Annotated in this window: 9 protein-coding genes; 2 read left to right on the top strand and 7 right to left on the bottom strand. The window is 42.0% G+C overall.

Features of this window, described 5'->3' with window-relative positions:
- The first annotated feature begins 105 nt into the window (after nucleotides 1-105).
- Both proB and P8596_RS13040 read left to right on the top strand, forming a co-directional pair.
- The gene (proB, locus tag P8596_RS13045) at nucleotides 106-1,215 is read left to right on the top strand and encodes a glutamate 5-kinase (RefSeq protein ID WP_079531829.1); all 1,110 of its coding nucleotides are present in this window, start codon (nucleotides 106-108) and stop codon (nucleotides 1,213-1,215) included.
- Between the two features lie 67 nt (nucleotides 1,216-1,282).
- Nucleotides 1,283-2,545, top strand: a complete 1,263-nt coding sequence (locus P8596_RS13040) for a glutamate-5-semialdehyde dehydrogenase (protein WP_279724095.1) — start codon at nucleotides 1,283-1,285, stop codon at nucleotides 2,543-2,545.
- Between the two features lie 55 nt (nucleotides 2,546-2,600).
- Here P8596_RS13040 and P8596_RS13035 read toward each other — a convergent pair whose 3' ends face one another.
- From P8596_RS13035 to P8596_RS13005, 7 genes are all read right to left on the bottom strand, one after another.
- Nucleotides 2,601-3,347 carry a 3'-5' exonuclease gene (locus tag P8596_RS13035; protein ID WP_229592742.1) on the bottom strand — a complete coding sequence of 249 codons (747 nt, stop codon included), beginning with the start codon at nucleotides 3,345-3,347 and terminating at the stop codon, nucleotides 2,601-2,603.
- Nucleotides 3,347-5,263 carry a DUF294 nucleotidyltransferase-like domain-containing protein gene (locus P8596_RS13030; RefSeq protein WP_279724094.1) on the bottom strand — a complete coding sequence of 639 codons (1,917 nt, stop codon included), beginning with the start codon at nucleotides 5,261-5,263 and terminating at the stop codon, nucleotides 3,347-3,349. Before P8596_RS13030 ends, P8596_RS13035 begins: the two co-directional genes overlap by 1 nt.
- Before the next feature lie 166 nt (nucleotides 5,264-5,429).
- Nucleotides 5,430-7,586, bottom strand: coding sequence for an MMPL family transporter (locus P8596_RS13025; protein ID WP_279724093.1), 2,157 nt, complete (start codon nucleotides 7,584-7,586; stop codon nucleotides 5,430-5,432).
- A 143-nt stretch (nucleotides 7,587-7,729) separates the two neighbouring features.
- Entirely contained in the window at nucleotides 7,730-8,266 is a 537-nt protein-coding gene (locus tag P8596_RS13020) for a D-glycero-alpha-D-manno-heptose-1,7-bisphosphate 7-phosphatase (RefSeq protein ID WP_279727002.1), read from the bottom strand.
- A 145-nt stretch (nucleotides 8,267-8,411) separates the two neighbouring features.
- On the bottom strand, nucleotides 8,412-9,605 hold the full coding sequence (locus P8596_RS13015) for a class I SAM-dependent rRNA methyltransferase (protein WP_279724092.1): 1,194 nt from the start codon (nucleotides 9,603-9,605) through the stop codon (nucleotides 8,412-8,414).
- A gap of 112 nt (nucleotides 9,606-9,717) precedes the next feature.
- Nucleotides 9,718-10,554, bottom strand: coding sequence for an alpha/beta hydrolase (locus P8596_RS13010; RefSeq protein ID WP_224519854.1), 837 nt, complete (start codon nucleotides 10,552-10,554; stop codon nucleotides 9,718-9,720).
- A 225-nt stretch (nucleotides 10,555-10,779) separates the two neighbouring features.
- Nucleotides 10,780-12,012 carry an aminopeptidase gene (locus P8596_RS13005; protein WP_279724091.1) on the bottom strand — a complete coding sequence of 411 codons (1,233 nt, stop codon included), beginning with the start codon at nucleotides 12,010-12,012 and terminating at the stop codon, nucleotides 10,780-10,782.
- Nucleotides 12,013-12,510 lie beyond the last annotated feature (498 nt).

Raw genomic sequence — 12,510 nt, 5'->3', positions numbered from 1 at the left:
AAACACCCCATATAAATTATGTTACCAACCAAACTTGAAATACAGGTCTGTCCCTGCATATAGAAAGAGGGGCAAGGGACGGACCTTATTACTAGGAGTGATTGAATGTCCCAAGATAAGAAACGTATCGTGATTAAGATTGGAAGTAGTTCATTGACAAGCTTACATGGAGAAATGAGCCGCAGGAAGCTTGAGAGACTTGTGGATGAGGTTGTCCGTTTAAAGGATGACGGTCATGAAGTCTTGCTTGTTTCATCAGGAGCAGTTGCTGCAGGTTATCGTAAATTGGGTTGCTTGACACGCCCAAGTTCGCTGCCTGAGAAACAGGCAGCAGCAGCTATTGGTCAAGGGCTATTAATCGAAGCGTATTCTGATCTATTAATTTCAAATGGATATGTGGCTTCTCAAATTCTGATCACTCGTAGTGATTTTTCTGATGAAGATCGATACAATAATGCCAGAAATACGATTAATGTCCTGCTCGAAAGAGGGATTATTCCGATTGTAAATGAAAATGATACCGTAACGATTGACCGTTTGAAGTTTGGAGATAATGACACACTATCCGCTAAAGTCGCAGCACTCGTGGATGCTGATCAACTCATCATCCTATCAGATATTGATGGGCTATATGATTCAGATCCCCGCAAAAATCCAGATGCTGAACTGCTGGAGAGTGTGACTGAAATCACGGAAGATATTGAAGACATGGCGGGAGAGCCTGGAAGCTCAGTCGGTACCGGCGGCATGAGATCAAAGATCGATGCATTCAAGATTACAATGGCATCAGGCATCCCTGCGTTCCTGGGTAAATCAGGACATTCTAACATCATTTATGATGCTGTCCAGCATACGGCTAAAGGAACCTATTTTGAATCGACGGAAGATTCGGTTAATCTCGATTCCAAAAAGCAATGGATTGCGTTCAATTCCGGTCCAGAAGGTGAAATCACCATCGATGCAGATGCGAAAGACCGTATTTTAGAGCGGAAAGAAAGTTTGACGATCGATGATATTTATACTGTGAAAGGCCGTTTTGATAAGGGTGCAGTCGTACGTATCCTGGATAACCGCAACGAGGAAATCGGTCTTGGAATGGTCAACTATCGCTCTGGTCAACTGAAGAACCCTACAAATATAAAAGCCGATGAAATCGCAGTAGAAATTGATCAGCTCGTATGCCATGTAGAAGTTCCCATTCCAGTAGGTGTTTAGTTGAACATTATTCTGTAATTGATTCATTTAAGTATATAGCTTTTCAAAATAATCAGGAGGTATTTGGATGACTTTAACTGTAGAAAAAACCGATGTGAAAAAACAGGCGATATTGGCTAAAAAAGCTTCTAAAACCTTAAGCATGCTGACAACGGAACAAAAAAATAAAGCCCTTCATATTCTTGCCGACCATCTAGAGGCATACTACGACTCCATTCTAAAACAGAACGAAAAAGACCTTGAAAGAGGCCGGGAAAAAGGATTTGAAGAGGCCTTTATGGATCGCTTATCTCTTTCTAAAGAGCGCGTTGAAGACTTTGCAAACGGTCTTCGCCAAGTGGCTGACCTGGAAGATCCGACTGGTAAAGTGGTTTCTGATTGGACCTTGGAAAATCAGCTGCAAGTTCAAAAAGTGACCGTTCCGCTCGGTGTCATCGGAATGATTTATGAAGCCCGCCCAAACGTGACGGTGGACGCTACAGGTCTTGCATTAAAATCAGGTAATGCTATCATCCTGAAAGGTGGATCGAATGCCATCACGTCAAATAAAGCCATTGTGGATGTAATGCATGAGGCGTTGGAACAAACAGATATTCCAAAAGATGCCGTACAATTCATCAACACAACAGATCGTGAGGCGACAAGTGAATTATTCACAATGAAAGAACATATTGATGTGCTGATTCCCCGTGGTGGCGGCGCATTGATCAACGCTGTCGTCAATAACGCAACGGTTCCTGTCCTCGAGACAGGTGTAGGGAATTGTCATATTTACATCGACAAGGAAGCTGAACTGGAAAAAGCATTAAACATCATCATAAATGCCAAAACGGATCGTCCGGCGGTTTGTAATGCGGCTGAAACCGTCATTCTCCATGAGAATTGGTTTGATGAACACAAGGATGCCTTTGTTGAAAAACTGAAAGAGCATAACGTTTCCATTCATGGGGACGAAAAAGTGGTTGAAGTGATCAAAGATGCTAAACTTGCAGGTGAAGAAGATTGGGCAAACGAATATTTAAGTCTTGATATTGCCGTGAAAGTGGTGTCTTCACTTGATGAAGCCGTGGATCATATTGAACAATACGGTACCAAACATTCAGAAGCGATTGTGACGGAAAACAATGAAACGGCGAAAAAGTTCATGATGCTGGTTGATGCTGCTGCTTTATATCACAATGCTTCCACACGTTTCACAGATGGAGGAGCATTAGGATTCGGTGCTGAAATTGGCATTTCAACTCAGAAGCTCCATGCAAGGGGACCGATGGGTCTTCCGGCGCTAACCACAGTGAAGTATATGATGCATGGAACCGGACAAATTCGATAATATGTAAAAACGCATGAGGTCTACTCCTCATGCGTTTTTTATATTCTTTCGACTGTCAGCCTGAATCCTGAAGCAGGAATTCATGCAATCCTCGTATTGTATGAACTTCTTGTTGATAACATAATGTCAAAAGTCGTTCGAAAATCTCGGCCGTCATGATCGCATCATTTAAAGCATGGTGGCGTGTCCGGTCTTGAATATCGAATTTCTTTATAAGAACATCCAAATAGCAGTCATCCCTGCCAAGTAAGCTATTGGCCAATGAAAAGGAATCGACAAATTCTGGATCGAAAGAAGGCAGTTCCCACTTATTTATCCTTTTTTGAAGAAAGTTAATGTCGAAGCTCGCGGGATGTGCCACCAGAATCGTCCCTTTACTGAACTCCAAAAAACGTTCCAACCCTATAGGCAGCGTCACACCATTTAAAAAATCTTTACGTCTTAGTCCCGTAAACCTCTTCGTTTCCCTGGACACTGTTTGAAGAGGGTCGATCACCTGATAGAATGTCTCGTCCCTTTGAACTTTTCCTTCTTTCAGCTTTACAGCTCCTATCGAAATGATTTCATCTCCAACTTCAGGAAAAAAACCAGTGGTTTCAAGGTCGAAAATCGTAAAGGTGCAATGGAAGAGATGCTTCTTTTGAAGAGTCGGTTTTTCTTCTTCAAATTGTTTAAGGCCACGGGAAAGTTTATGATAGGAAAGCTTTTCTTTTTCCCGCTTCACTTGATGGCGGAAGATGAATCGCTGCCATAAATAATACTTCAGTATCCGGTAGCCTACATTAATACCTATATTATCCATTAAACCACCCGGTTCCTATTGAAACTGATTTCCATCACTTGCTGCAGTCGGTTGGCAATTTGGATGGATTCTTTTAATTTTTGGCGATCCTCTTTCGAAAGGGTGCGGACATCGATGTCATTACTTAAAGGCTTTCCCTCACTAAGTTCACGCAGATTCTGTTGCGTTCTCAAGGAAAGGAGGATATGCATGGCCGTTTTAACGTTTTCGGCATCCCTTGGGTGAAAGGCTTGTAACTTTTTCAATGCCTGTACCCTTTTGATGGTGTTCACTTCTTTTATCCCATACTTTACCGAATGAATCCGGATCATATTGACGATTTGTAAGAGTCCTGACTTTTTGATATTGAATAGATGGTTTTTCGGCTTCAAGTTCACCCGGCCCAATGGACCAACGGGGAGTTTGAAACGAAGGGCATCTTTTCGTAAGAGTTGCTGCATATTCAGGGATCGTTTCGATTTTTCAGTCAGGTAATTCCGGATCTCTTCTGCGATGGAATAGTCTCCGTAAATTGGACGGAAGTCATAGAACATCGTGATGTTCTGGATTTCCTGTGCATCCATTTCGTGGAGCCACTCATCAATGGCCTTTTTCCAGTCCGTATACGACCTTTTCCATTTTTGTTCCTTGGCCATGATCCCGCCTGTACATTCAGGGAAACCACATGCAGCAAGCTTTAAATTAAGCTTCTCGGTGAAGGCCTGAAAATAGAGATCAACTTTTTTCAGGTCAGATAAATGATTATAATCATCAAGGATGATCCCATTATCCTGGTCGGTATGGAATCCCTGTTCACTGCGTCCCTGACTGCCCATGACAATGAAACAATAATTGATCGGAGCAGAACCGTAACCTTCCTGCCTCATTTCCTTTTCGCTCAATTGAATGATTTTCCGGTGGAGCCGATCATTGTAGTTTGATATCACTTCACAAATATCGAATCCAAAGCTGTCCTGTCCAAGAAGGTCTTGAATGAACTGTTGGAACGTCTCGCTCTTCACCGTAGCCAGTTCAACCAGTTCATCATTTGACACGGCCTTTTGAATTTTATAAGAAAGATCCAGATAATTCGAATCCTGAATATTGAGAAATGATGTACTGGTTAGAATTCCAACCACTACATCATTTCGAATGATAGGGACGAAATCCACTTCTTCATGTTTAAAGTAGGAGAGGGCTTCATAAGCGAAGGACTCATCCCTGATCCAAAAAGGCTTTTCCTTCATCCAGTCTTTCACCTTTTCAGCGTTACATGGATTGGTTAGATAAGACAGGATTTCCCGCTGCGTAAGGATGCCAAGCATTTTTTTATTCTGATCCACCACGACTAACCCATATGTGTCATGTTCTTTCATCTTTTTGGCTGCGGCTATGATGGTAGCATTTCCATTGATGAAAGTAGGGCTGTCCATGAGAGTATGAACTTTTGTGCGGAACAGATTGATGTTTTCATCATCGGTCTCAGTGGCTGACTTTACCTTGATTTCATCGTAAAGGGTCTTCATCCGATTGCCGATGCTTTCAAATATGATTTTTGAAAAATCATTGTTTTTGGTCATGATTTCTAAAATCCGGTCTTTCTGAATCCGGAATACCGTACAATCTTCTATTGCCTGGACTGAAAAAGTCATTTGTCCGCTCGTAAGCATGATCATGATACCAATCAAGTCACCAGGGTAATAGAAGCGGAGTGAATATTGCTTTCCGCTGGAACGATGGAGGACATTTTTGGCAAGTCCGGAGACAAGGAAGTAAATATCCAGTTCTTCCACCGTTTCATCTTCATGAAAGAGAAACTCCCCTTTCTTGAAAGTTGTGTATGTTGAACCGGAAATAATATAATCCAACTGTTCCGCTGATAGGACATCAAATGGATAGTGATCTCGAATAATATGTAGTAATTCCTGCTGGTTCATCAAATACCTCCCGTTCGTGCTGGTTCCATAGTACTTTACCATAGAATCCCCTAATTTGAAAACGATAAAACAGGCCGTCATACATAACAAGACACCCCGATATCAGGGTGTCTTGTTCAACATTCGATTTGGTTCTCTATCAGCAGCAGTTTAAATAAATCCCGGGTCAAGAGGCTTTATGGGCTTTTACAACCTGTTTTTCCTTCTTCATGAAAGGCATCCACCAGTTCCAGTCTCCAAGTAGCTTCATTAACGAAGGGACCAGTACCATTCTGACGATGGTTGCATCAATGAAAATGGCGATGGCAATCCCAACCCCGATCTGTTTGACAGGCATCACACCAGTAAAAGCGAAAGCCCCCGTTATGACAATCATGATAAGAGCTGCCGAGGTGATGATCTTACTTGTTGAAGTAAGTCCTTCAATGGTGGAACGTGTGTTGTCACCGGTTTCTTGATAAATTTCATGGATCCTGGAAATGAGGAATACCTCATAGTCCATGCTAAGGCCAAACACAAGGCTGAATACCAGTACCGGAAGCACAAGGGCAATATCCGATTCAGGGATTCCAAAGTGGCCTCCCTGGAAAATCCATACTAAAATTCCGAATGTCGATGTCAGACTGATGATGTTCATCAAAATGGCCTTCAATGGAATGATGATGGAGCGGAATGCAATCATCAGAATTAGGTAGGTAGAACCTAAAATGATGCCAAGGCATAATCCTACTTTTTGATAGATTTCATCAAAGATTTCCTGATTGAATTTCACCTGTCCCCCGAACTGGAGGGGGTGGGACCATTCTTTTTGACTCCATTTGTTCACCAGTTCCTGAGCAGCGGATGATGATGAATCCAACGATAAGTGAACTGGAATCAGCGCTTTGTCTCCCTGAATAAAACGATCCAGTGCAGGATCAATCATCTTCTTGGATTCCGGCTGCTGAATGGCACCGAATAATTTTTTCGGAGAGTCGATATTGGTGGCTTTGAAGATAGAGTCCACTGAAGTCACAGCTGATTCCTGATTGAATTCTGAAAGGAGGTCATTCAAATCCTCCAATCCATCTTTGGTCTTCCAGCCATTCTCCCGTTTGGCAATCACATAAACCGTACTGCCCTCATCTGTCTTAAACTCCTCCTGAATGGTATCCATCGCCTGACGGGATTCAAATGTAACAGGTAATGCCTCCGTATCAGGAATGGCCAGATTCATAGAGCGGACAGGCAAAATGCCGATCACTAAGACAATTAGGGCGAGGAGGGCAAGCATCACGGGCCTTTTCATGATAAACCCGGCAAATATCCTCCATTTCCCCTGGTCATTCTTCTTCTGTTTAATCAGCGTCCATTTATTTATAGACTTACCGAGGAGTAGAAGAACGGAAGGGAGGAGAGATAATGCAGATACCACTGCAAGCATGACGACAACCATGCCTCCGATGGCAATCGTCTGGAATATATCGATTTCAATAAGCATCATGGCTCCTAAACCGATGAAAACACATAATGCAGAGAAAATGATTGATTTTCCTGCCGTTTGAATAGTGGTATGGATTGCTTCCGATATGGATCTCGTAGCCAGTTCTTCACGGTAGCGGTTAATGAACAATAGAGAGAAGTCAATGCTCAGGGCAAGACCAATCATTGGGACTACATTCAGCAGGAAAACCGATAATTCCATGCTACCGCCAATCAGAGCGAGAATCCCGAATGCCGTCACGACCGTCACCACTCCAATGATGATGGGAACAAGCGAAGCAACAACCGAGCCGAATGCAAATAACAGGACAAGGAGAGCGAAAGGTAATCCTATCAATTCGGCCCGTTTCAGATCATCCTGACTGGCCATATTAATATCTGAACTAATAATGGAAGCCCCGGTCAATGATTGACCTGGATTTTCTTTTATTAGTGCTTTAACTTTTTTTGTTTCGTTGGTGATATCAGACTCATCGAAGGATAAAACGGCGTAAGCCACGTCGTCTTTCACTAATTTTTCATCTTGTAACGGTGATTGTATAGAAGAGGTGACACCCAAGTTTTCTATGCTCTCAATCGTTTTCTTAATCGATGCCTGGAACCCTTCTGGAGATTGGGAATCCTGCTTTTCCATAAGAAGCAAAATCGATGATTCGGGAAAATCAAACGAATCGGTCAATTCATCGTTCACTTTTTCAAACTGTCCGTCTGTCCTAAAACCATCACCGCCTAGTATGGTGGGTAAGTCTGTTGCAAAATAAGCGAATATTCCCGCTATCATCACCCAAAGTACAATGATCCATTTATACCATCGGGTGATCCCTTTACCGAGCAGGTTCATCTCATCACACTCCTTCATTGAAAGTCTTACAACCTGACTTTCCACTATTTCTTACGTTAAAAAAGAATCACTCATTCAGTTTAATAGGTGGAGTCAGCAGGTGCAATAACTAAATATTCGAATTGATGATAAGGGAACGATCATTAAGATCCCTTCGTGTTGAGGATGAATGTCGAAGCGCTCAATAAATCTGGAAATATGTAGTCAGCGTTATACGATGGGGAAGAGTTGCCATTTAGTAAAATCGTGGTGCATCCAGCTTTGTTGCCTGCTTCTATGTCTACATCACGATCCCCGATCATGAATGATTCAGCAAGATCAATCCTGTATTTTTCTGCCAGTTCAAAAAGCATCCCGGGTTCGGGCTTTCTGCATGAACAACCCGCATGGGGTTTGTGAGTGCAGCAGGAAACTTCCTGAATGAAACCGCCTGCTTGTTTGATTTCATGTACCATATAATCATGGATGGACTCCAGCTCATCATGGGAAAGATAGCCTAATCCAACACCACCTTGATTTGTAACGACAAAAAGAAGGAATCCGGATTGGGATAAAGCCTTTATGGCTTCGGGGGCTCCTTTCAGGAAATAAAATTGATCCGGCCGGTTCACAAAGCGGACTCTATTGGTTTTCACCTCGTTGATTACCCCATCACGGTCAAGAAAAACAGCTTTATTCATCATAAATCCTCCTTATTCGATAACTTTCATCAAGAAACACCGTGTATATGTCGCTTCTTGCGGTTTCCGAGGAAATAATGACAGAGTATTCTGTCATTTATTCTTAATCGGTAGGGACGGACCTTGGAAGGTCCGTCCCTTTCCTTTATAGTTTGCGGATAAAAACGACTTTTAAGTAGTCACTCTGCTTGTATTGACTGAGGGTTTTAAAATCTTCAGGAAGAGTGTATTCTTCGAGTATCTTATATTTCCCGTCGGTTTCCTTGAATGCTGCATCAATAAAACCTTTGAATTTTTTCATATTGAAGGTGCTGCAGTTTGTGGAAGCCACGATGATCCCGTTCTTTTCAGTGATGGCTATCGCTTCTTTCAACAAATCCTTATAATCCTTTGCAGCACTGAATGTGTGTTTTTTGGAACGGGCAAAGCTTGGTGGGTCTAATATCACCATATCGAATGAAAGCTGTTTTTTAACAGCATATTTGAAGTACTTGAAGACATCTTCCACAATGATGTCTTGAGCCTCATAATCGATTCCGTTTATGCTGAATTGTTCAATCGTTTTGCTTAAACTGCGATTTGCAAGGTCCACACTGGTGGTGTGAGAGGCACCGCCGAGAGCAGCATACACAGAGAATGCACCGGTGTAAGAGAAGGTATTCAATACCCTCTTGCCTTCTGAGTATGCGTCACGAATTCTTTTCCTTACTTCGCGTTGATCGAGAAATACTCCGACCATCGCTCCGTCATTTAAATAGATGGCAAATTGTACGCCGTTTTCTTTCACGAGGAGAGGGAAGGAAGGGCGTGTACCTTCGACAAAATCGTCTTCTTCAACGTATTTCCCTGCCTGTGCGAACCTTTTCTTCTGGTAAATACCTTTATATTCGGTTAATGCCCGTATCGATTCCACCACTTCTTCATGAAAAGAATAGGCACCCCTTGAATACCACTGAATGAGATAATATCCATCAAAGTAGTCAATGGTTACACCCCCGAAACCATCGCCTTCACCATTGAACAACCTGAATGCCGTCGTATCTTCACTATAGTAGAAGTGGAGACGTTGATTAATGGCAGCCTGGATCTTTTTATAAATGAACTCCTTGTCTATATCTTCATGTTCTTTCCAGCTCAGAAGCCAGCCAATCCCTTTATTCTGGAGTCCGTAGTACCCTTTTGCAATAAAGCGACCATCGGTATCTACAAGCTTCAGGATGTCACCGTCCTCGGCATCTTCAATCGAAGTCGTGACATTTTCATTATTTAAAAGAGGAAACCCTTTTAGAAATAGTTGTATGTATTTGGGGCTTGCTTTTACGATTTTTTCTTTCGTCATTCCACTCATCCTAACCTATTGGTTTAGTCTTGTGTAGTATAGAACGTTACGGGCGTTTACGCAACTGCATAAAAAAATCCCCTCAGGTCCGAAGAGGGGAAAGGTGTTTGAATTATTTACTCCATAAGTAATCTCCTACAAGACGATCCACTTTCATCGTTTCATGTAATCCGCTATGAGAAATCGTTGGATCATATACAATTTTGGACTGAAAAGGATTTCTTTCAAAAAATGATCGACTCTCCAGTGCACTCTGTACATTTACCACATCATCACCTGAACCAGCGATGGAAAGCACTTGTATTTCAGAAGGAATCAAATGACGATTGAGATACATTTTTTTCAACGCGCGAGAGCCAGGCTTTAAATCAATCACAGCTGCACCGGTATTGATTTGCCCATAAGACTCTTTCGTGACTCCCTGAAATGGAGTGGCAATCGTAATGAATTTATGGGTTTTTGGAACAAACGATTCTTTACTGGTATTCTCTAAATATTGGGTTGAAGCAAGGCCACCCATAGAGTGGGCGACAATATTGACAGTAGAAACATTGAATTGGTGATGCAGCAGCTTCATGGCATTTTCTAGCCAAATCGCCTGTTTATCCAAGGAAGCCCGATTGTCTTCAAAAATGACTTGAACAAGTGGGGGAGAACTCGGGTTTTTAGGGAGAGCCCCTTTGTATCTTATACTGCCGGAATCTGATACGGATATTTCCAGCGTTTTTTGACCCCATCCATGTCTATTCTCAAAACGGTCCAACATGGTCCTGAAGGAATTATATGTACCTTTGTATCCGTGCACGAAGACGGTTGGATATTTCTCCTCGGCGGTTAAAGGTTTTTCACTTGATTGGACATTCGTCGTCCGGAAAATAGTATATAAAGTGAAGAAGGCAACGATAAAGAGCCCGCTCCAGAAAAATGATCGTTTTGACTTTATTGACAAGAAAATCGCTCCTTTAAAAAGGTATACTTCTATTGTAAGGGATTCGTGAAGTATTGAATATGTTAAAAAAGAAATTTATTTGTCATATTATATGTAATTTTTACCTCATTTGGTACTATGTTTCTATTTATTCATTTTCTCTAGTCAGGAAAAGCAAGGACCATAAGAAAAAGGCTTAAATGAACATTTAAGCCTCCAACGTTATTTTGCCATTAATAGTAAAAATTAAACCCAATCACCAGCTTTGAAAATTGGTTCAATCGTGCCATCCGCCTTTTCACCGTCGATATCCAATTGTGATGAGCCGATCATGAAGTCCACATGAATCATGCTTTCGTTAAATCCAATCTCCTGTAACTGTTCACTCGTCATCGTCTTACCATCCTCTACACATACAGAAAGAGCCCTGCCCAATGCAATATGACACGAAGCATTTTCATCAAAAAGAGTGTTATTGAAAACGATATTCGTATTGGAAATTGGGGAATCGTGAGGTACCAATGCAACCTCACCCAAATAAGATGCACCTTCATCCGTTTCGAGTAAGTTCTTTAACGTTTCATAGCCTTCTTCAGCCGTGTAATCAATGACTTTCCCTTCCTTGAAGGTCAACGAGAAATTCTTGATAAGGGTGCCGCTATAATTAAGAGGCTTTGTACTCGAAACAACACCGTTCACGCCATATTTATCTGGAATTGAAAACACTTCTTCCGTCGGGAGGTTCGGGACGAATGGAATCCCTTTATCATTGGTGAATTGGGCACTGATCCATTTGGTTTTAGGGTGGAATTCGATGGTCAGGTCTGTTCCAGGTCCTTTATAATGAAGCTTTTTATAGTTCCCCTTGTTTAAACGATCGGCGTTTTTATTAAGGTTTTCGATATGCGATTCCCATAATTCGACAGTATTTTCCTGATCCGTTCTGGTGGTGTAAAAGATGTTCTCCCACAGTTTGGTAAAAGCGTCTTCTTGAGAAAGATCGGGAAAAACGGTCTGAGCCCATTCCACTGTTGGTATCGCAGCGATCAACCAGCTGATCTTTCCGCCTCCGATATAAGCTGAAAAGTCTTTCATCGCTTCTGCAGAAGTTTTGTTCAACATAGCGACACGCGTAGGGTCTGAGTCCCTTAATAGAGAAGGATTCGGGGCAGCTAAGTTCAATAATGCCACATTGTTCTCTGCCATCTCAATGTATCCTTTTGCCTTCCATTCAGGGAACGCTTTCAAGCCTTCTTCGGCAGATTTCTCCAGGCGGATCTTTTTCAATTCATCATCATAGAAATCCGTTAACACATTCAGTGCTCCTGCTTCGTATGCTTTTTCTGTTATCAGGCGGACAAACTCAAATGATGTTATAGGTGCTGATATCATCAGTTCCTGTCCCTTTTGCAGATTCAATCCGACTTCTACGATCAGATCTGCATATCGTCCTAAATTTCTCTCAAATGCTTCATTCATTTGTGAATCCCCCTTATATATGTATTCAATCATAACTATATCTCTTTTTTCAGAAAATTTCATTGAATAAGATCATTTAATTTAAATAAGACCGAGGCAGGGACTAAGGTGTTTAGTTAAAAGAAAATCCGAACGATCATTCGAGATTCTTTTTGAGAATCGAGATCGTTCGGATTTATCATTTGGATGTTTACATAAATATTGTTGCTTTTGACCCAGTGAGTAGTGGTTGATTTCCGCTTCAGGTGCTCGCTTTCCGCGGGGCTGGCGGTGAGCCTCCTCGGGCTTTGCCCTGCGGGGTCTCACCTGTCCAGCGTTTCCCGCAGGAGTCGAGCACCTTCCGCTTCAATCAACTGTCGAAGTGTAAGTCTTTCACAATAACACTGTAATGTGGAGATTGCTTCATTTCATACACTAACAGTTATTGTATTAGGGAAGTGACAGATATCCATTAATAATATAAATACTCTTTCTTATCGGATGTGAATGACTCATTCT

Origin of the sequence: Rossellomorea sp. DA94 (genome assembly GCF_029834455.1) — a bacterium.
Taxonomy (GTDB): Bacteria; Bacillota; Bacilli; order Bacillales; family Bacillaceae_B; genus Rossellomorea; species Rossellomorea vietnamensis.
The sequence above is the reverse complement of the archived record's forward strand: the minus strand, read 5'-3'. Positions and strand labels throughout refer to the sequence as shown.

Excerpts from the sequence above, each read along its gene's own strand:
- proB (WP_079531829.1), top strand. The coding sequence starts at position 106 with ATGTCCCAAGATAAGAAACGTATCGTGATTAAGATTGGAAGTAGTTCA.
- P8596_RS13040 (WP_279724095.1), top strand. The coding sequence starts at position 1,283 with ATGACTTTAACTGTAGAAAAAACCGATGTGAAAAAACAGGCGATATTG.
- P8596_RS13035 (WP_229592742.1), bottom strand. The coding sequence starts at position 3,347 with ATGGATAATATAGGTATTAATGTAGGCTACCGGATACTGAAGTATTAT.
- P8596_RS13030 (WP_279724094.1), bottom strand. The coding sequence starts at position 5,263 with ATGAACCAGCAGGAATTACTACATATTATTCGAGATCACTATCCATTT.
- P8596_RS13025 (WP_279724093.1), bottom strand. The coding sequence starts at position 7,586 with ATGAACCTGCTCGGTAAAGGGATCACCCGATGGTATAAATGGATCATT.
- P8596_RS13020 (WP_279727002.1), bottom strand. The coding sequence starts at position 8,266 with ATGAATAAAGCTGTTTTTCTTGACCGTGATGGGGTAATCAACGAGGTG.
- P8596_RS13015 (WP_279724092.1), bottom strand. The coding sequence starts at position 9,605 with ATGACGAAAGAAAAAATCGTAAAAGCAAGCCCCAAATACATACAACTA.
- P8596_RS13005 (WP_279724091.1), bottom strand. The coding sequence starts at position 12,012 with ATGAATGAAGCATTTGAGAGAAATTTAGGACGATATGCAGATCTGATC.